The 19,643-nt window shown below is 69.0% G+C and carries 16 protein-coding genes and 1 pseudogene; 12 read left to right on the top strand and 5 right to left on the bottom strand.

Annotation, left to right across the window (positions count from 1 at the left end; translation table 11 throughout):
• Nucleotides 1-54: 54 nt before the first annotated feature.
• From OG758_RS02910 to OG758_RS02900, 3 genes are all read left to right on the top strand, one after another.
• A complete protein-coding gene (locus OG758_RS02910; RefSeq protein WP_326708451.1) occupies nt 55-492 on the top strand; it encodes a hypothetical protein in 438 nt (145 codons plus the stop codon).
• A 5-nt stretch (nt 493-497) separates the two neighbouring features.
• Nucleotides 498-1,619 (top strand): DmpA family aminopeptidase, encoded by a 1,122-nt coding sequence (locus tag OG758_RS02905; RefSeq protein ID WP_326708450.1) that lies wholly within the window; start codon nt 498-500, stop codon nt 1,617-1,619.
• Between the two features lie 69 nt (nt 1,620-1,688).
• A complete protein-coding gene (locus tag OG758_RS02900; RefSeq protein ID WP_326708449.1) occupies nt 1,689-2,039 on the top strand; it encodes a Na+/H+ antiporter NhaC family protein in 351 nt (116 codons plus the stop codon).
• 148 nt (nt 2,040-2,187) lie between these two features.
• Here the strand turns inward: OG758_RS02900 and OG758_RS02895 are convergent, their stop codons facing one another.
• Nucleotides 2,188-2,889, bottom strand: coding sequence for a YncE family protein (locus tag OG758_RS02895; RefSeq protein WP_326708448.1), 702 nt, complete (start codon nt 2,887-2,889; stop codon nt 2,188-2,190).
• A 709-nt stretch (nt 2,890-3,598) separates the two neighbouring features.
• Here OG758_RS02895 and OG758_RS02890 point away from each other — a divergent pair.
• The 3 genes from OG758_RS02890 to OG758_RS02880 all read left to right on the top strand — a co-directional run bounded on the left by OG758_RS02890 (nt 3,599) and on the right by OG758_RS02880 (nt 5,165).
• Nucleotides 3,599-4,012: a hypothetical protein gene (locus tag OG758_RS02890; RefSeq protein WP_326708447.1), complete on the top strand. Its 414-nt coding sequence runs from the start codon at nt 3,599-3,601 to the stop codon at nt 4,010-4,012.
• Nucleotides 4,013-4,018: 6 nt separating this feature from the next.
• Nucleotides 4,019-4,336 (top strand): hypothetical protein, encoded by a 318-nt coding sequence (locus OG758_RS02885; protein ID WP_326708446.1) that lies wholly within the window; start codon nt 4,019-4,021, stop codon nt 4,334-4,336.
• 172 nt (nt 4,337-4,508) lie between these two features.
• The gene (locus OG758_RS02880; protein ID WP_326715781.1) at nt 4,509-5,165 is read left to right on the top strand and encodes a TetR/AcrR family transcriptional regulator; all 657 of its coding nucleotides are present in this window, start codon (nt 4,509-4,511) and stop codon (nt 5,163-5,165) included.
• Nucleotides 5,166-5,168: 3 nt separating this feature from the next.
• Here the strand turns inward: OG758_RS02880 and OG758_RS02875 are convergent, their stop codons facing one another.
• Nucleotides 5,169-6,197, bottom strand: a complete 1,029-nt coding sequence (locus OG758_RS02875) for an SMP-30/gluconolactonase/LRE family protein (protein ID WP_326708445.1) — start codon at nt 6,195-6,197, stop codon at nt 5,169-5,171.
• A 141-nt stretch (nt 6,198-6,338) separates the two neighbouring features.
• Entirely contained in the window at nt 6,339-7,400 is a 1,062-nt protein-coding gene (locus tag OG758_RS02870) for an SDR family NAD(P)-dependent oxidoreductase (RefSeq protein WP_326708444.1), read from the bottom strand.
• Between the two features lie 184 nt (nt 7,401-7,584).
• Here OG758_RS02870 and OG758_RS02865 point away from each other — a divergent pair, with 184 nt between their 5' ends.
• The gene (locus OG758_RS02865; protein ID WP_326708443.1) at nt 7,585-9,399 is read left to right on the top strand and encodes a flavin-containing monooxygenase; all 1,815 of its coding nucleotides are present in this window, start codon (nt 7,585-7,587) and stop codon (nt 9,397-9,399) included.
• A 132-nt stretch (nt 9,400-9,531) separates the two neighbouring features.
• Here the strand turns inward: OG758_RS02865 and OG758_RS02860 are convergent, their stop codons facing one another.
• On the bottom strand, nt 9,532-10,443 hold the full coding sequence (locus tag OG758_RS02860; protein ID WP_326708442.1) for a helix-turn-helix transcriptional regulator: 912 nt from the start codon (nt 10,441-10,443) through the stop codon (nt 9,532-9,534).
• A gap of 216 nt (nt 10,444-10,659) precedes the next feature.
• Here OG758_RS02860 and OG758_RS02855 point away from each other — a divergent pair, with 216 nt between their 5' ends.
• The 3 genes from OG758_RS02855 to OG758_RS02845 all read left to right on the top strand — a co-directional run bounded on the left by OG758_RS02855 (nt 10,660) and on the right by OG758_RS02845 (nt 13,643).
• Nucleotides 10,660-11,637 carry an aldo/keto reductase gene (locus OG758_RS02855; protein WP_326708441.1) on the top strand — a complete coding sequence of 326 codons (978 nt, stop codon included), beginning with the start codon at nt 10,660-10,662 and terminating at the stop codon, nt 11,635-11,637.
• Nucleotides 11,638-11,703: 66 nt separating this feature from the next.
• A complete protein-coding gene (locus OG758_RS02850; RefSeq protein ID WP_326708440.1) occupies nt 11,704-12,732 on the top strand; it encodes a zinc-binding dehydrogenase in 1,029 nt (342 codons plus the stop codon).
• Between the two features lie 59 nt (nt 12,733-12,791).
• Nucleotides 12,792-13,643 carry an aldo/keto reductase gene (locus OG758_RS02845; protein ID WP_326708439.1) on the top strand — a complete coding sequence of 284 codons (852 nt, stop codon included), beginning with the start codon at nt 12,792-12,794 and terminating at the stop codon, nt 13,641-13,643.
• Nucleotides 13,644-14,654: 1,011 nt separating this feature from the next.
• On the opposite strand, the gene OG758_RS02840 is transcribed toward OG758_RS02845, so the two are convergent.
• The gene (locus OG758_RS02840) at nt 14,655-15,323 is read right to left on the bottom strand and encodes a VOC family protein (RefSeq protein ID WP_326708438.1); all 669 of its coding nucleotides are present in this window, start codon (nt 15,321-15,323) and stop codon (nt 14,655-14,657) included.
• Nucleotides 15,324-16,325: 1,002 nt separating this feature from the next.
• Between OG758_RS02840 and OG758_RS02835 the strand changes: the two genes are divergently transcribed.
• Both OG758_RS02835 and OG758_RS02830 read left to right on the top strand, forming a co-directional pair.
• Nucleotides 16,326-19,145, top strand: a complete 2,820-nt coding sequence (locus OG758_RS02835) for a family 78 glycoside hydrolase catalytic domain (protein ID WP_326708437.1) — start codon at nt 16,326-16,328, stop codon at nt 19,143-19,145.
• A 193-nt stretch (nt 19,146-19,338) separates the two neighbouring features.
• Nucleotides 19,339-19,482, top strand: a pseudogene (locus OG758_RS02830) (4-hydroxy-2-oxovalerate aldolase); the annotation flags it as partial.
• Nucleotides 19,483-19,643 lie beyond the last annotated feature (161 nt).

Below are 19,643 nucleotides of genomic sequence, written 5' to 3'. Positions count from 1 at the left end.
GGACCACTCACCGGACAGCCGACTTCGGGAAAGCGCGAGGCTAGTGTGACCGGTATGCCTGACGGACTCACGTGGATCGGCGAGCACAGCTACGAGGCCCGGGACCACTCCGTGCCGAGGATGCGCGACGGTATCTCCCTGAAAGCAGCCCGAGGTGTGGAGGCGGAAGACTTCTGGACCGGTCGTCGGAACCGGACGCAGCGCTGCGGGCTGCGGGGCCGTGTTCCGCAGGTGTGGCTGGTGCAGCAACAGGTCATCGTCCTGCGCAGCGGCCTCACTTCACGGACCGCTCACACGGAGACGTCGCCGGCGGACCACGAAGCGACGGCGGAGGCGGTCGCGGACGGCAATGGAGGTCTCGCGGGGAGCCTGATGGAGACTCATCTCGCCCTCGTGGAGTCCGAGTTGCTGCAGACCATGCATGCCGCGCAGTCCGACAGCGACCGCGAGCAGGCTCCTGGGCCGCGCAACACGGAACGTACCGCACCGTGAAGAGTATGCCTCGACCTCGCGACCTGGGCATCGCCCCCGGAGTGCTGACTCCTGGGCCGTGGAACTCCCTCACTGATGTACCGGGTGTCCGCGTCGGACACCTGACGCTCGATCACGACGACGCGGAGCTCCCGGTCCGTACCGGGGCGACGGTCGTCGTCCCGGCAGCCGGCTCCGCGTTCCGCGAGAAGCCGGCTGCCGGCCTGGAGGTCGTCAACGGATTCGGGAAGGCCGCGGGCCTGAGCCAGATCGTTGAACTCGGTTTTCTGGAAACACCGTTGGCGCTCACGAACACACTCGGTGTCGGCGCCGCCTTCGAGGGGCTGGTCCGGCACTCGCTGGACGAGCACCCCGAGATCGGTGTCTCCACAGGCACCGTCAATCCGGTGGTCTTCGAGTGCAACGACGGCTGGCTCAATGACATCCGGGGCCTGCACGTGCGTCCGCAGCATGTTCTGGACGCGCTGCAGGCTGCGTCCGACGGTCCCGTGCCCGAAGGGGCGGTGGGCGCGGGCGCCGGGATGGTGGCCTTCGGCTGGAAAGCCGGCATCGGCTCCAGTTCCCGTGTCGTGGAGGCGGGCGACGGCACCTGCTTCACCCTGGGCGTCCTGGTCCTCGCCAACTTCGGCCTGGCCGAGGACCTGACCGTGCTCGGCACGCCGGTGGGCCGGTCCCTCACCCCGCAACAGGCCGGAGAACAGGCCGAGTTCGCACGCGGCGCCGGGTCGTGTGTCGTCCTGCTCGCCACGGACGCCCCGGCCGACGCCCGTCAGCTGCGGCGCATCGCGAAGCGTGCGACGGTCGGACTGGCCCGTACCGGTGGCATCGTCCAGCACGGCAGCGGCGAGTACGCCCTGGCCTGGTCGACGACACACCGCGTCCCGCACCGGCCCTCGGATGCGGTCCGCGCGTCCTCGGCACTGGCCGAGGACGGACCGCTGATGGACCTGTTCTTCCGGGCCGCTGCCGAGGCCACCGAGGAAGCCGTCCTCGGAGCCCTGTTCGCCGCACACCCGGTGACCGGGGTACGGGGCCACCACGCCCCCGCCCTTCCCGCGGACCGTGTCGCTCACCTCGCGAGCCCCGCGCGTCGCCGTACGCCGGAGCCCCCGACGCACACGTCGTAGCCGCACCGCACACCTTCGCCACAACAGCTTTCGCCACAGCCACCTTCGGCGGGCCGGGTCCTGGCGACCGTGGGTTCGTCGATCGGCGTGGCCCTGGCCAGCGGCACCTCGTACCTCACCACCCTCATCCCCGGCGAGGGCTTCAGGCAGGTCTACGCCGAGCACGGCCTCGAGCTGAAGAACCTCTCGCGCACCCTGGAGGACTCGGGCACGGTGATGGTGCCGCTGATCCCATGGAGCGAGGCCGGGATGTACGTATCGACCACGCTGGGCGTCGCGACGCTCTCCTGCGCGCCGTACGCCTTCCTCTGCTACCTGGGGGCCGTGTTCACGGTGATCTGCGGGCACACCGGGATCGGCATCGCCCGGAGCAACTCGATGCAGGGCGGCGCCACGCCTTTGGAGCCTGTGACGTCCTGAGGTTGTTGCCGATGCCGGATCCGTCTCGTCGTGATGACGGTTAATCCGGCACGGGCAAGTGTCAGTGCCCGGCTCAGAAAGGAGCTTTTGTCTTCCTGCTCCTGCTCCTGCTCCTGACCCGGACACAGCCACAACTGAAACGCGCAGGCTACGTGGCGATTGCCGTCACCGTGTCATCGCTCTGGCTCGTGACGTAGACACTCTTGCCGTCCGGGCTTACCGCCAATCCACCCGGGCTGGCGCCGACCGGGACGGTCCTGATCACCGCATAGGTGTCCGTGTTGATTACTGACAGAGTGTTCGAGCCTCCGTGTACTACGTAGAGGCGGTTCTCAGTCGGGCTCGCCGCCGGCGCGCCCGGACCATCAGCGGCCGGGATGGTCGTGACCACGGAGTTGGTGATCGTGTTGATCACCGACACCGTGTCCGAGCCGGCGTTGACCACGTAGAGGCGAGTCCCGAGCCCGCCCACGGCGACCCCTCTCGGGGTGCCGCCGACATGGATCGTCGCGATCACTGCGTTGGTGATCGTGCTGATCACCGACACCGAGTCCGAACCCTGGTTGGTCACGTAGAGGAGGGTTCCGAGCCCGCCCACAGCCACCCCGGCCGGGGAGTCGCCGACCGGGATGGTCGCGATCACCGCGTTGCTGGACCTGTCGATGACCGACACCGAGTCGTCACCTGCATCGGCCACGTACACGCGGTGCCCCAGAGGGCTCACCGTCACGCCGAGTGGGTTGTCGCCGACCGGGATCGTGTCGACCGCGGCCCGGGCGGCCGCAGGGGTGGCCGCGGCGGCCGGCAACACCGCGCCGACCGCCGCCATGGCCAACGCGAGCATCCACATCCGCAGTTGCGAAAGCAGCCGGGACACCCCCTGGTGTGCCTTCCGTACTTCTGGCCGGTGCCGACGAGGCGGCTCGACCAGCGATCTCCGCTCCATACGCAGTACTTCCCTTCATGCGCAGTGGGGAAAGGCCATTGGATACGGAGAAATGCTCACCCGCTGGCCTTTCCTGTCCAACGGTGAGATCTGAACCAATTAAATGGAAATCAGCGGCGGCATGGTCTAGATCATTTATGGTGCCTTTGGAGATTAAGGCGGCTGAAGATTTCAGCCCGAGAGCCTTTCTTGTGCTCCACTCGAACGAGTGAACGCTGGTCGATGGAAGTGGAAAGGGAAGTGGAATTGGAAAACGGAGAGCGCCATCCGTGACCTTTGAGGCGTCAAAAGGAGCAACTGCCATGCAATGAAGATGAGTTGGGAGCCCGCGAGCTGGTCGATATTTCTCTATGCGGCAGTGCATGGCCGCACGGCATTCATGTGTTTTCGGATTAATTAAGAGATTGCGGGAGCTGATGAGGAACGTTCGGACCGCTGCCATCCGGTCAAGGTTTCCGCGGACGGAACCACGGACGGGTGAAGACGCGGGACCGTCCGGCCGAGCGGCACTCCGGATACCGGTCGGGGCCCGGTTTCGGCGGCCAGTCTGGAAGTCGACTTCAGCGCGCTTCGCGCCGACCGCGGCGCCGGCGATCCATCAAAGGAGGCAAGCGTGCCACCTCACTACCAGGATTCCGCACTCTCCCGGCGGCGGTTCCTCGTCGTCGGCGCCGCGTGCGCCGGCGCCCTCGCCGTGCCTGCCGCTGTCGGCGCACCGCGTGCCGCCGCGGCGACGCAGTACACCCTGACAGTCACGAACAACTCGACGCAGTTCCAGGACATCTGCCTGTTCCAGAAGTCGGTCGGCCTCGGCGTCCCGGCCGCGGTGTCGCTCGCATGGCTGACCGCGCCCGCCCATCCGGGCCACACGGTGACCTTCACGTGGACCGTCAACTACAGCTTCGTCTGGGCGCCGACAGGCCCGCTCATGAGCGGCATCCCGTTCATGGACTGGGAACAGGCGGCGGCCGACCCTGACGACCAGCTCCAGAACCAGACCGGTTTCGACTTCGACGACGGGAACTAGGGGTTCGTGCCCGCTCCCGACGGTGACACCCCCTTGGGTGGCCTCGGCATCCAGGTCCTCCCCAGCGTGCCGGACGACACCGCCTCGGTCGGTATCGGCATGAACGGCGCTCCGGTCTTCGCGGCGCAGGCTGTCCCCGGCACGAAGCTGGTCTTCACGCCGCGTCCCCAGTACTGGATCACAGCCGGCACCTTCATCGACGGCGAGGTGCTGAACGTCGAGGAGATCACCAACGACGCCGAGATCCCTTACGACAACACGTTCTCGATGAACGCCGTCCTCACGCAGACCAACCTATGGACGGTGTTCGCCCCGAAGAGCTGATGCGGCTGCCTCCGTCGCCGCGCGACGGTGGCGACCTGGGGGACCGGGGCCAGGCCCATGCGCAGTTCGGGTGCCTTCCGACCCGGGCGCCCTCTGATCTGCGAAGAGCGTGGTGGCGGCAGATGAACTGCCGAGCCGGTGCGCCCTGCGCTCGTACTACGCTGCCGACGTGATGAATCCGAGCGAGCCCCAGGACCCGCAGCCGGCAACGCGGGGCTCGGCCTTGGTGCGGGGCGGCGGCGCGGGCTCCGACCGCGACGGCGCTGCCGGCCAGGGCCGCCCGGCCAACCAGGGGCGGCGGGTCGCGGCCCGCAATCGGGCCGCTCTCATCGCCGCCGCCCGCGAGGTCTTCGCCGAGCAGGGCCTGAACGCCCCGCTGTCCGCCGTCGCTCGCCGCGCGGGGGTGGGGCAGGGCAGTCTCTACCGGCACTTCGCCGACCGCTTCGCCTTGGCCTCCGCCGTTCTGGACGAGAACGTCCAGCAGATCGAGCGGGCAGGCGCCGAGCCGGGCGCGAGTCTCAAGGGTGTTCTGGGCGTGGTCACTTGGCACCTGACCCGCTCGACGGCATTCGTCGACCTGTTGCGCGTGCGCGGCGACGGCGAGCAGGCCCGCGCGCTGTCCGAGCGCGTCCGCAGTGTCCTGGCCGGGTGCCTGCCCGCCGGGCATCGTCTGTCCGCCGACGACGTCATGCTCGCCGTCGCGATGGTCTCCGGCGCCGTCGCCGGCCCCACCCCGGCGGAACGGGAGCGCGTCGCCCTGGCGGCCTGGCAACTGCTCGGCGTCGAGGTGGGGCCGCTGCGACCCTGCGAGACGGTCGTCGACGTGTGACCGTCAGCCGCCGTTTGACTGGCGGATGCCCTTGGCCAGTGCGGTGAACGTGAAGACGTACCCGCCGGCGGGGCCGCTGACGGTCATGTAGGCCTTCGTGCCGCCCGGAGCGATCGCGACGTTGGTCGCCGACTTCACACCCTCGGATTTCTCGGCGGGAACCTCGACAGTGGCCAGACGCGCCCCGTACTTGCTGTAGACGGCGATGGCGGGCCGGCCGTGCAGCCCCTGGTAGAGGTTGCCGTCGGCGTCCACGGCGATGGAGTCGGTCTGGGCCAGGCCGCCGTCGACATGGATGGCCTCGTGCTGGGAGGTCACAGCGGTCTTGTCGGCGTCGAGCAACAGGTAGGAGATGGTGTCCTCGGAGAGCTCGCTGATCCACAGGCCGCGCAGATCGGGGTCGAACATGACTCCGTTGGGCTGGGCGAGCCCGTCGGCCAGGACGGTGGTCTTCGTGCCGTCACGGTCGATGCGCACGATGCGGCCATCGGTCTCGTCCGGCTTCGTGCCGTGCGCGTCGCTCACGTACACGTTGCCCTCGCCGTCGAAGGCGATGTCGTCCGGCGTCATTTTGGAGCCGTCGACCTCACCGGAGAAGAACGTGCGCGGCTCCGAGCCGTCCTGCGCGACGCTGACGATCGAACCGGTGGCGAAGTCGGTCAGGTACAGGCGGTGGTCGTGCGGGCTGATCTGCGCGGAGGTGTAGGCGCCGGTCTTGTCGGTGTAGACGCCTTCGTGCTTGCCGGTGGTCACATCGACGGAGATGAGCTTGGGATCGCCCGGAGGCGCGGTGACATCCACGACGTACAGGCTGCCGTCCTCGATCAGGACCGGGCCCTCCAGCAGGGTCATGCCGGTGGCCTCGTGCACGTCGGTCACGTGCGCGAGCTGGGTGGCTCGGATGCTTGTGCCCTCGCCGGACGACGCGGGTTTCGAGGCCGGGGTGGCGGTCTGGGTGCCGCATGCGGTCGGTGTCAGGAGGCCGAGGGCGGCCAGCCCCGCCAGAGCGCGGGGCGTACGGGACGTGGTCATACGGTGATGTGCTCCTTCCTGTCGCCCGGATGTCCGGACGTCGTGACGTGCAGGAGACGTACTCCCGGCCGTGGTGCGGGAGTTCGGCAACTGGGCCCTGCTGTCGGGATGTTCCGCACCCGGGCTCCGGCCGGACAGCTGTCAGGCGGCCGACCAGCCGCCGTCGGAGGGCAGGATCGCGCCGTTGACGTTCACCGCGTCCTTGCTGAGCAGGAACGTGATCGATGCGGCCAGCTCCTCGGCCATGGCGAGGCCGGGGATCGCGACACGCATCTTCGCGGTGCGGGCCGAGCCGTACGGGGCGGCGGTGGGGAGGTGGATTCCGGTGGCCACCGCGCCGGGGGCGACAGCGTTGACCTGCACGCCGGTGCCCGCGTACTGGTAGGCCGACGATTTCGTCAGGCCCACCAAGGCGTGCTTGGAGGTGGTGTAGGCGGCACCGGCGGCCGAGCCGCGCAGGGCGGCCTCGGAGACGATGTTGACGATCCGGCCGCCGCCGGCGGCGAGCATGCCCGGCACGACGGCGCGCATCAGGCGCATGGGGCCGTCGACGTTGATGCGCATGACGCGATCCCAGATGGTGTCGTCGACCTCGTGCACGGCGGCGTCGTTGTCCATCACGCCGGCGACGTTCGCCAGGGCGTCCACGCGACCGCCCGCGGCGGCCAGGACGGCGTCGGCGGACGTGGGCGCGGTGATGTCGGCGGTGAGGGGCACGATCGCCTCGCCCAGGTCGGCGGCAAGGGCCGCGAGGCCGTCGTGGGAGACGTCGACGGCGATCACGCGGCCGCCCTCGCGCACTATGCGCGAGGCGACGGCCTTTCCGATGCCGGAGGCGGCACCGGTGACGACGACGGTCTGGCGGCTGAAGCGACCGGGCGTGATCTGTTCGGTCCACGGTTCGGGGTTACCTGTCTCGACGCCCAGGTCGGGCTCCGCGGCCGCTGCGGTGTCGGCCGGGGGAGCGGTGGGCAGGCCCTCGGGGACCCGGCCGGTCTCGGCGGCGGTGACCAGCGCGTCCACGAGCTGCGGCGGGAACTTCCCGCCGGACATCTTCACGAGCTTCTCCAACGGCAGGCCGAGGGCGGGGGCCAGGGCCTGCTCGTTCTGCCCCTGGGAGGCCAGAAGACCGCGCAGGACCTGCCCGGCGGCGGGATCCGCCAGCCAGTCGCGCAGCGGGGAATTGGGGGTGAGGTTCGACATCGCGGGCCCTTCGTGTCGTGGCGCTCGGGCGGGGCCGTGTGAGGCAGGCCCCGCACCGCAACCGGACAGTGTTGTCCGGTTCTTGGGTTACGGTACCGGTGACCGCGCGGGACGCCCCGCGAGGGCCACAGTCCCAACCCCCGCGGCGACCAGCGCACCTCCCCCCACGAGAGGAACCCGCCACATGACCCTGCCGCAGTGCGACACCCCGCCCACCCCGCAGGAGACCGCCGACCTTCGCGAGCGCTACCGCGTCGAGCGTGAGCGCCGCGTGTGCCCCGAAGGCCCGGGTCAATACCGGGCCACGGCAGCGGAGTTCGGCTACTTCGCCGCCGACCCTTATGTCGATGACGTGGCGGAGCGCGAGCCGCTGCGCGACGTGGTGGACGTCGCGATCGTCGGTGGCGGGTTCGGCGGGATCCTGGCGGGCGCACGCCTGCGCGGGCAGGGCGTGGCGAAGGTGCGGGTCATCGACAAGGGCGGTGACTTCGGGGGGACTTGGTACTGGAACCGCTACCCGGGCATCCACTGCGACATCGAGTCGCACGTCTACTTGCCGCTGCTCGACGAGACCGGCCATGTGCCCGAGTGGAAGTACGCACCGGGAGAGGAGATCCGCCGTCACGCGGTGCGTATCGCCGAGCAGTTCGGCCTGTACGAGGACGCTCTCTTCTCCACCGCCGTCACCTCCCTGGTCTGGGACGAGAGCACCCAGCAGTGGGTGGTCACCACCGACCGCGGTGACAGGTTCCGCGCCACCTACGTCATCACGGCCACCGGCACGCTGACGGAGCCGAAGCTGCCCGGCATCCCCGGCATCGAGAACTACCGGGGCCACACCTTCCACACGTCCCGCTGGGACTACGGATACACCGGCGGCAGCCCCGAGGGAGGCATGACGGGTCTGGCCGGCAAGAGGGTCGCCGTCGTCGGCACCGGCGCCACCGGCGTGCAGGTCATCCCGATGCTGGCCGAGGACGCCGGGCACCTGTACGTCTTTCAACGCACCCCGTCCGCCGTGGATGTGCGCGGCCAGCGGCGCATGACACCTCAGGACGTCGGCGCGGACCGCCCGGGATGGGCGGCCGAACGCCGGGACAACTTCCTGCGGATAGCCTCCGGGGAGGGTGCCGAGCAGGACCTGGTCGCCGACCGCTGGACGGAGTCGGCCGGCCTGCTGGAGAAGCTCCTGCCCAGCTTCCGCCGCGACGGCGAGCCGGACTTCGAGGCCGCCTACGAGGCCGCCGACCACGCCACGATGAACCAGGTTCGCGAGCGTGTGGCCGCCGAGGTCACCGACCCCGACACCGCCTCGGCCCTCCAGCCCTGGTACCGGTACGCGTGCAAGCGCCCCGCGTTCTCCGACAAGTACCTCCCCGCGTTCAACCGGGACAACGTCACACTCGTGGACACCGCCGACACCCACGGCATCGAGCACATGACGGAACGCGGCGTCGTCGTCGGCGGGGTGGAGTACGAGGTCGACTGCGTGGTGTTCGCGACCGGATTCTCCGTGGGTGTTTCCGGCATCACCTCAGGGGAACTGCCCGTGACCGGCCGCGGCGGAGTCCAGCTCCTGCACGCGCGGGCGCAGCAGGGCCCACGCACCTTGCACGGCTTCACCAGCAACGGGTTCCCGAACCTGATCCAGATGGGCTCGCTGCAGAACGCCAGCAGCGTGAACTTCACGCACATCCTCGACGAACAGGCCGTGCACGCCGCCGCCCTGGTCACCGCCGCGGAGGAGAAGAACGCCGTCGTGGAGCCCACCCCCGATGCCGAGGCTGCCTGGATCGACGTGTGCGCCAAGGGCGCCCCCGACCATGAGTGGTTCCATGCCGATTGCACCCCCGGCTACTACAACCGAGAGGGCCGGGGCCGCCCCAACGGTCCGACCGCCTACCCGCACGGCGCCGTCGCCTTCCACGACCTCCTGCGCAGCTGGCGCGAGGAGAACATCACCGAAGCCCTTCAGGCCAAGGCCACCGCCTCGGCCTGACGCATCGAGCGGTAGGGGCGGCACCGCCTCTACCGCAGCATTGCGCCGACTGCCGCACCGCCCCGACCGCCGCACCGCCCCGACCGCAGCACCGCGCCGGTCGGGGCACGTGGTCGGCGCCTCCTGCAGCGATCAGCTCTGTCGGCGGGTTGGACCTTCCCATGTGGAACGGGAGCTGGGCGAGGCGGCGGGCGCGGTCATGTCGAGCAGGAGCAGTGCGTCGTGGTCGGGGCTGCCGGGTTCGGCGGTGTAGACGCCGATGCGCTGGCCGGGTGTGCCCTCCACGTGCAGGGACTGGGACGTGAGGGTGAGCGTGCCGACTTGGGGGTGGTGGAACGTCTTCTGCGCGGGCTTGCGCCCGGTCACTTCGTAACGTTCCCACAGACCCGCGAAGTCGGGGCTCTTCAGGAGGAGTTCCCCCACCAGGCTGGTCAGGTCGGGGGCATCGGGTGCGGTGCCGGAAATGGCGCGCAGACGGGAGACGCAGCCGGTGATCTGCCGGTCCCAGTCGGTGAAGAGCTCGCGGGCGGCGGGGTGGAGGAAGAGGTAGCGGGCGAGGTTGCGCTGCTTGAGGGGCCAGTCGTCCAGGCCCGCGTAGAGGGCGAGGCCGCCCGGATTCCAGGCGAGCATGTCCATGCTGCGGCTGATGACGTACGCCGGGTTCGGCCGGAGCGACTCGAGCAGCAGCTTGAGGTGCGGGCGCACGGTGCGACTGGGGGAGGGCGGCGGCTCGGGCACGTACCGGGCGGCACGGGCGGCCAGCTCGCGCAGATGCTGGTGCTCCTGATCGTCCATGTGCAGAGCGCGCGCGAGGGCATCGAGGACGGCAGGGCTGGGGCGGGTCTCCTTGCCGCGCTCCAGGCGCACGTAGTAGTCGATGCTGATGCCGGCGAGGGTGGCCAGTTCCTCCCGTCGCAGACCCGGGGTACGGCGTATTCCGGCGCCGACGGTCAGGCCGACCTGTTCGGGACCGGTCTGGGTGCGGCGGGCGCGCAGGAAGCGGCCCAGCTCCGCGCCCTCGCTCTTCGCGCTCTCGGATGCCATGTCTTTCAGTCTCACACCGTCTCAGCCTGCGGCGCAGGTGCGAGGGGGGCCCTGTCGTTACCCCTGAAGAGCCCGCCCTGCCACATCCGCGCAATCCGGGCGACGGTGAATGCACAAGACACCGGCACTACGCCCCGACGAGCGCTTGGACAGCCATGATCGCGCCGGGCGGGCGAGAGTGAGAGTTGCCGGTACGCCAAGAACCGGAGACACCGAATGCGCTACATCAAGCTGCGTGACCTGGAGGTTTCCCGGATCGGTCTCGGCGCGATGGGCATGTCCCACGGCTACACCGACTCCGGAACCGATGAAGCGGAGTCCGTGCGGACCCTGCACCGGGCGATGGAGCTGGGCGTCACCTTCATCGACACCGCCGAGATCTACGGTCCCTACGCCAACGAGGAACTGCTGGGGCGCGCCCTGAAGGGCCGCCGGGACCGGGTAGTGCTGGCGACGAAGTTCGGAATGGTCTCGCACGCCGGAGCGGGCCCGTGGAATCTGGACTCAAGCGCGGCCAACATCCGTACCGCAGTCGAGGGATCTCTGCAGCGCCTCGGCACCGACCACATCGACCTGTACTACCAGCACCGTGTCGACCCGAACACGCCGATCGAGGAGACCGCCGGCGCCGTCGCTGAGCTGATCGCCGAGGGCAAGGTCCGCGCGTTCGGCCTCTCGGAAGCCGGCCAGGACACCATCCGCCGCGCCCACGCCGTCCACCCGGTCACCGCGGTGCAGTCGGAATACTCGCTGTGGACCCGCGGGATCGAGAAGCGCATCCTGCCCGTCCTGCGCGAACTGAACATCGGCCTCGTGCCCTTCGCCCCGCTCGGCCACGGCTTCCTCACCGGGCAGATCCGCGCCACGGACGGCTTCAAGGAGGGCGACTTCCGGCACGGCAACCCCCGCTTCACCGGCGAGAACTTCCAGCGCAACCTGCGCATCGCCGACGAGGTCCAGGTGGTCGCCGAGCAGGCCGGCGCCACGCCTGCGCAGGTCGCGCTCGCCTGGCTGTTCGCCCAGGGCGACGACATCGCCCCGATCCCCGGCACCAAGCGTGTGCACCGCGTCGAGGAGAACACCGCCGCCGACGCCATCGAGCTGACCACCGACCAGCTCATCCAGCTCAGCAGCCTTCCGCAGGCAGCCGGCGAAACCCACACGGAAGCCGGACGGCAGATGCTCGAACGCTGATCACGTGTCCTTCGAACCCCGTCGCTGACGGCGGCGCCCACCCCCACCTCCTGGAGCACCTTTCCCATGCGCGCAGCAGTGATGTACGGAGCCGGAGACGTCCGCGTCGAGGACCGGCCCGACCCGAAGATCGTCCAGCCGACCGACGCCGTCGTCCGCACGCTCGCCGCGTGTGTGTGCGGCAGCGACCTGTGGCCCTACGGGTCGATGCCCGCCACCGAAACCGGCCGCCCCATGGGGCACGAGTTCCTCGGCGTCGTGGAGGAGACCGGCGTGGACGTGACCGGCCTGAAGGCGGGTGACCTGGTCGTCGCCCCGTTCACCTACAGCGACAGCACCTGCGACTACTGCGCCAAGGGCCTGCACATCTCGTGTCGCAACGGAGGCCGGTACGGCTTCGACGGCGTCGACGGCGGCCAGGGTGACGCGGTGCGCGTCCCGCACTCCGACGGCACCCTGGTCAAACTGCCGGTAGCCGCCGACTCGGAGCTGGTGCCGTCGCTGCTGGCCCTGTCGGACGTGATGACCACCGGCCACCACGGCGCCGTCACCGCGGGCGTCGGCCACGGGGACACGGTGCTGGTCGTCGGGGACGGCGCGGTCGGCCTGTGCGCGGTCATCGCCGCCAAGCGGCTGGGGGCCGAGCGGATCCTTCTCGCCGGCCGCCATGCACCGCGCACCGACCTGGGCCGAGACTTCGGCGCGACCGACGTCGTCGCCGAGCGCGGCGACGAGGGCATCGCGCACATCCGTGACCTGACCGGGGGAGTGGACAAGGTGATCGAGGCCGTCGGCACGCGCCAGGCGCTGGACACCGCACTGGGCGCGGTCCTGGACGGCGGCACCATCAGCCGCCTCGGTGTCCCGCAGTACGAGCAGGGGCCGATCGGCCCGGCCGAGTTCATGCGGAACATCACCCTGACCGGCGGCGCCAGCCCCGCCCGCGCCTACATCGAGCAGCTGCTGCCCGACGTCCTGGACGGCAGCATCACCCCCGGCCGCGTCTTCGACCGCACCTTCGCGCTCGACCAGACCCCTGACGCCTACCGGTCCATGGCCGACCGCCAGGTCCTCAAGGCCCTCATCACCCCCTGACCCCACCCTGCCTGGCCCCCTGACCCCACCCCTTCCTGGCAAGCAAAGGACCACCGCTCATGCAGTACGTGACCCTGAACAACGGCGTGGAGATGCCGCTCCTCGGCTTCGGCGTCTACCAGATCCCCGCCGAGGACACCGAGCGCGCCGTCGCCGACGCCCTCGCCGCCGGCTACCGCCTCCTGGACACAGCCGCCGCCTACGGCAACGAGGAAGCCGTGGGCCGCGCGATCAAGAGCAGCGGCATCCCGCGCGAGGACCTGTTCGTCACCACCAAGCTGTGGGTGCAGGACGCCCCGGCCCAGGACAACACCAAGCGCGCCTTCGAGACGTCGCTTCGGAAGCTGGGCCTGGACCACCTCGACCTGTACCTGATGCATCAGCCCTACGGCGACGTGTACGGCCAGTGGCGGGCCATGGAGGCCCTGAACCGTGAGGGCCGGGCCAAGGCGATCGGTGTCGCCAACTTCTACCCCGACCGGCTGATCGACCTGATGGTGAACAACGAGATCGTGCCGGCGGTCAATCAGATCGAGACCCACCCGTTCTTCCAGCGCGCCGACTACACGGATCTGATGCGCGAGTACGGGGTGCAGATCCAGTCCTGGGGCGGGTTCGCCGAGGGCAGGAACGACCTGTTCACCAACCCGCTGCTGGCCGGGATCGGCAAGGAGTACGGCAAGTCGGTGGCGCAGGTTGTGCTGCGCTGGCTCACCCAGCGCGGTGTCATCGCGATCCCCAAGACGGTCCGGGCCGAGCGGATGGCGGAGAACTTCGACGTCTTCGACTTCGAGCTCACCGACGAGGAGATGGCTCGGATCGCGACCCTGGACACCGGCGCATCGCTGTTCTTCGACCACCGCGACCCGGAGATGGTCACCTGGCTCGCCAAGCGCCGCCTGGACGCCTGAGAGCCGCCACCGGCTTGCAGAACCGGGTGAGCCGGGTGCGCCGGGTCAGCGTGCGGTGGGGCGCGGCGTCCTTGCCCGCGTTCTGCACGGGGGCGGGTTCTGGCGCAGCCTGTGTAGTGGTTGGCGAAATGAAGGCCGGGTACTCGGGGTGCACGTCATAGCCGGTGGGGCAGAAGTCGTTCGGCGGCGTACATGGTGGTCCTCGATTCCGGTGAGGAGGCCGTCCCTGAGACCAACCGTTCTGCCCAGCCCCAGCCCCAGCCCCAGCCCCAGTCCTGGTCGTTGGCGGGCTGCCGGTGATCGTGGCCGGTGATCTCCACGGCTGGGGAGCCCAGGAACGGAGAGGTCAAACGATGGCGCGGATTTTCGTTGATGGCGATGACTTGGTCGTCCATCTGTCATGGCGGGAAAGGGCAGCCGCTCGCCGCGGCAATGTGCGCGCCCCGTTGACCGCTGTGAGCCGTGTGACGGTCGAACCCGACTGGTGGCGGGCCCTGCGCGGTGTCCCTCATAGAGGCGTATGGATACCAGGGACCTGGTGCATCGGCACGCGCAGCCACGAAGGCGGGATGGATTTCGTGGCCATACGGTCCGGCAGGCCTGTCGTGTGTGTCGAACTGCGGACCTCGTCCCCTGTTCCCTTCAGCCTCCTCGGCGTCTCTGTTCCCACCCGCGCGGAAGCCACGAACACAGCGCAGTCGATCTGCGGAAAGGCACCGGAGATCGACACATCGACGCCTTGGCGGCAGCCGCTTCCGGTCCCCGAGGAGAAGAGTGCTGAGTAGCGGTCGGCCGGTTGCCGGAGGGACATCGCCGATGAGCTCGTCGGAGCTCAGCTCATCGCGGTAATCGATCACCGCGCGGAACAGAGCCCCTGCACTGCCGGCCGCCGCACCACGGTTTCCTCATCCCCGTCACGGCCTGACCGCGCCGCACGTCACACCATCGCTCAGCACCCGCCCCCGCGCCCCGTCACCAGCCCTCCGTACCCACCGAAAGCGGAACCCGGAGCTAGTCACGGTCGAGGGCGGTGCAGACGCAGACCTTGTTGCCCTCGGGGTCGGCGAGCACGGTGAACGACGGGGCTTCGGATGCGTCGACGACGGTGCCCCCGGCGGCGACGGCCGCTGCGATGCGGTCATCCGCCACCTCAGGAGCCAGCCACAGATCGATGTGCCAGCGCTGGCGCGGGGGCGGATGGGCGTCTGTCGCCTGGAACCACACGCTGGGTACGCGGTTCGTCGGGTCGAGGACCGTGTCGCCCACCACGTGGTCGGGGGCTCCGGTGAGCAAGGCGGACCAGAACGGGGACACCGCCGTGTCGTCGGCGGTGTCGAGTGCGAGCTCCAGCTGCGTCACCTCGCCTGGGAGTGCGGTGAGGCCGTGCTCCCGGGCCAACTTGCTGATGGTGCGGCCCAGTTCGATGTCCTGGGCTGTGACCCACCGCCCGCCCTTGTCGCCGGGGGTGGACAGGGCCAGGTCGACGACTCCGCGGCCGAGCCGGATCTCCGGATCCTGGCCGACGGTGACTGCGGCTTGCGCGACCGCGGCCACGAACGCGGCTCCCCTGACGGGGTCGGGTGTGTGGTAGCGAGCGACGATGGGCTGTGCGAGCTTGCGCCAGTCCTGGAGTCCGGTCGCGATCGCTTCGAGAGTGTCCGGGGTGCTGACGATGTCCATGGCTCCATGCTTCCAGCGGCCCACAGAAGGCGCTACGTGGTGGAGGTCGCCGTCGAGCCGCCCGGTGGTGGTGCGGTGTGGTGACGAGAGGGGCGACGAGAGTTTCGAGTCGGTCGCCGAGGTGATGCCCACGCTGCGGTCCGCAGTCAAGGAGCCGGGCCGGCTTGAGATCAACATGCTGGGCGCGCCCTTCGTGTCGGCGGCTTCATCGAGGCGGTGGACAGAGGTCGGAAGGTCCCAATGCGCGCTGACCGGACGAGGGTTGGAGGCTCTCGGCCTTCAGGGCGGCAGGCAGAAGCTCGTCGCCAACGGGCGGCAGCCGCTGATGCGTGTCGCTCGGCCCGCGAAGTGAGCAGTCCACAGCACCTGCCCTTCCGGCTGCTTCCGGACCCGTCTCGCGGGCACCGCCGGGCACTCTCTCCCGCGCGATCATCAAGCGCGTCAGTTGTTCCCCTGTTCCCCGGTCCGTGTGCTTGCGGCTTCAACTCTTCCGTCCGGTTTGAGAGTTCTTCGGCTCGGGCGTGGGCTGGCGCTTCTCGATGTTCCAAGTCTTTACCCGATGGGCCGACCGCCGCCCCAATGCTTGTCGCATCAGTAAGAGGGACCGGTCCCCAGCGCGGCCTGCGCGGGCGTGATCCCTGCTCAGAGGCTTCCGAGAGGGCTGCATCCGCGTCGGAAACCCGGCGTCCGCAGCTCGCGCCCCAGCCGGCTCCTCCTGATCGCATGCCCATCCGACTCATGGGCGGCGCCCACCATTTGAGATCGCACACATCCATTGCATACAGGGTCTGGACAGCGATCTCACTGGCCTCTAACGTGACGGCACCGCAACTCATTGAAACGATTCAATACGTCTGACACTCCAACTGCGGGTCAGACGCCAAGAAATTAGGACCGTCAAGCAGAACAACCGTCCAGACCCCACCGGCCTGCGTCTCGCCCACCACGGGACAGCACTGATCGGCCGGTCTGACGTGTTCCCAGTCGAAGGGACTGCTCCCTGTGAGGAGTTCGAGATTCACCACGACCATCGCGCTGGCGACGACACTGGGGCTGGCCGCCTCAGGCGTGGCCGCCGCGTCGCCGCACCCCGGACCCGAAGCTGTACGGGTCGTTGACCTGCGCACAGACAACAAGAGCAACCCCATCGGGATCGATAGCCAAGCGCCCTTGCTGGCATGGAAACTCGACGCCCCGGAAGGCGGACGCACCTCCGGGCAGCGGGCGTACGAGATCCGGGCGGCCCACAGCGTCGCCCAGTTGCGGCGCGGCATTGCCGACGTCTGGAAATCCGGCAAGGTCGACTCCAGTGCCACGAACAACATAGCCTTCGCCGGTGACGCTCTCCGCTCGCGCGAGTCGGTCGCCTGGCAGGTGCGGGTCTGGGACGCAGACGGACATGCGTCGGGCTGGAGCTCACCCGCCACGTGGGAGATGGGCCTGCTAGACAACTCGGACTGGTCGGCGCGCTGGATCGAGAACGCCTCGTACGACTACACCCGGCCGGACGGCTCGGAGACACCACTTCCCGTGTTCGGCAAGTCCTTCACCGTGCACGGCCGCGTAGCAAAGGCGCGGCTGTACATGACGGGACTGGGGATGTACGCCTCCACGCTCAACGGGCGCGCGGTCAGCGCGAATGTCCTGGAACCCGGTCAGACGACATACTCCTCGGAAGTCGACTACCGGACCTATGACCTCACCGACGAACTCAAGACGGGCACCAATGTCCTGGGCGTCGAGACCGGCAGTGGCGCCTACCAGCGCGTCAAGACACCCGGTCACTACTTCTTCGGCGGCAACCTGGAGCAGTACACGGTCTACGGCGAGCCAAAAGCCATTGCGCAATTGGAGATCACGTACGCCGACGGCCACAAGGAGACCGTCAAGTCCGACACCTCGTGGCGAACCGCCCTGGGGCCCACGACGTATTCATCGTGGTGGAGCGGCGAGGAGTTCGACGCCCGCCGGTCGGCGACCTCGCCCACGGCGGCCGCCAAGCTCAGCGGTTCCGACTGGCAGAACGCCTCCCTCGCCAAGCTCACGTCCAGCACCACACCCCGCGACACCACGCCGCTGCGGGCGGACCAGAGGCCGCCGGTGACCGTCGCTCAGACGGTCGAGCCGGTCTCGATCACGTCTCGCGGCAACGGCTCGTACATCCTCGACTTCGGCGCCAACCGTTCAGGGTGGCCCACCCTGAACGCCTCCGGACCGGCCGGGAGCACCATCACGATGACACCCGCGGAGCTGCTCAAGTCCGACGGCTCCCTCGACGTGTCCTCCACGGGTGCGACGGCAACCAACAAGATCGCCTACCGGTACACCATGTCGGGCAAGGGCACTGAGACCTGGCATCCGCAGTTCACCTACAGCGGCTTCCGCTACCTTCAAGTCGACGGCCTGCCGGCAGCGCCACGCCCCGACACGGTGACGATGAAGGTGGTTCACGCCTCCAACCCGCCGGCGAGCACGTTCGACTCTTCGAGTGAGCTCATCAACGGGATCCACACCATCACCCTCCGCGCGATGCAGAGCAACATGATGTCGGTCCTGACCGACTGCCCCGACCGGGAGAAGGGCCCGTACACGGGCGACAATCTCCACAACCTGGATGCCCTGCTGACCGACTACGACCTCTCCTCCTACGAGCCTCAACTGGTCCGCAACATGGCGACCGCTCAGCGGCAGCCCGGCGATGCTTCACCAGGGCTCATCGCCAACATCGCGCCGGAGTTCCACCGGGTGGCGCCTACGAAGCTCGAGTTCCCGCAGGGGACCATCGAGTTCCTCGACGAGGTGAACTGGGGCAGCGCCGTCATCCGCATTCCGTGGCAGCTCTACCGGACCTACGGCGACACCCGGACCATGACGCTCTACTACGACAACATGGTCAAGTGGCTCGACTATGAGGCTGCCAACAAGGCCGCCAACAAGGGTGACATCCCCGGACTCGGAGACTGGTCGGCCACCGACAACACCACGCCCATGCAGCTGGCCATCCTCGCCGGGTACTACACCGCGGCCAACGACATGGCGAAGACGGCCAAGGTGCTGGGCAAGTCGGCCGACGTCACCAAGTACAGCGCCCTCGCCGCGCAGTTGGCCGACGAGTTCACCAGCAGGTTCCGTCACGAGGACTCCACCGGCGTGTACTACGGCAGCGACAGTGAAGCTTCCGACGCCATGGCGCTCGACGCCGGCCTCGTCGCAGCCTCCGACCGTGCCCAGGTCCTCGCCCGGCTCGTCGCGTCAGTGCGCGCAAGCGACAACCACATCACCACCGGCTCCGTGGGCCTGGGCCCGCTCTTCCGTGCCCTGCAGGACGGCGGACGGGACGACGTCATCTACGACATGGTCGTCAACCCCACGTCCCCCGGCTACGGTTACCTCGTCGCCAGCGGCCACACCACCCTTCCGGAATCCCTGGACGGGTCGGGTTCCCAGAACCACCACTTCCTGGGGCAGGTCGACTCCTGGCTCATCAGCGGTCTCGCCGGAATCCGTCAGGCCTCGGGCTCCGTGGCCTACCGGCAGCTCGACATAGCCCCCGCGGTTGTCGGAAATCTGACCCACGCCTCCGGCAGCTACGCGACTCCTCAGGGCGACGTCAGCAGCGCGTGGCAGAAGGACCACAACGGTCGCCTCGCCCTCAAGGTCACTGTCCCGCCGGGCAGCACAGCGACTGTCCACGTGCCGGCCGCCTCCAAGGACAGCCTGCACGTCACCGGCGGCCACACTGCCCCCTCGCTGCTGAACCGCAGCGCCACAGCAGCGACGTATCAGGTCGCAGCAGGTACCTACGCCTTCCAGGTCCGCTAGATCCCGCAGGCCGGGTCTTCTCCGCTGCTCTTCCGGTGCGGAAGACCCGGCCGTGGGCAACGAGCGCCCAGGTGCCGGCGGCCCGACCCCCGGGCTGCTCGACTGTGGCCGTCCCGATGGGGATCAGTTCGATCGGATGCCGTGTCTGGCCTCGAATTTGAAGAAACAGCTTTAGTCAGTACCTGCTTCAGGAGAGGCGGCGGCAGCCCGCGATGGCCCGGACACCCGCACGATCCTCGTGGAGGTCGGCCGGTGCGGCAGGGTAGGCGGTCAGGAAGACATGATCACTGACATTGCCCTGGACCTCACGGCCCAGACGCAGAAGACGTCGTCCTGAACCGGCCCTGACCGGGACGACCGGGGCCTGGTGCGCGGTCGCGCGCACCAGGCCCGCCTCAGGCGTCGAGGAAGTCCGGCCTGTGGTTGCGGGAGCCCGGCCATGTGCCGACGGTGCGGGCATCGGGGCTTCGTCGGCTGTCTCCGGTCCGGGAACGGGCC

The sequence above is a fragment of the Streptomyces sp. NBC_01474 genome (genome assembly GCF_035918215.1).
GTDB lineage: Bacteria > Actinomycetota > Actinomycetes > Streptomycetales > Streptomycetaceae > Streptomyces > Streptomyces aureus.
This window is presented reverse-complemented; position numbering and strand designations above follow the sequence as displayed.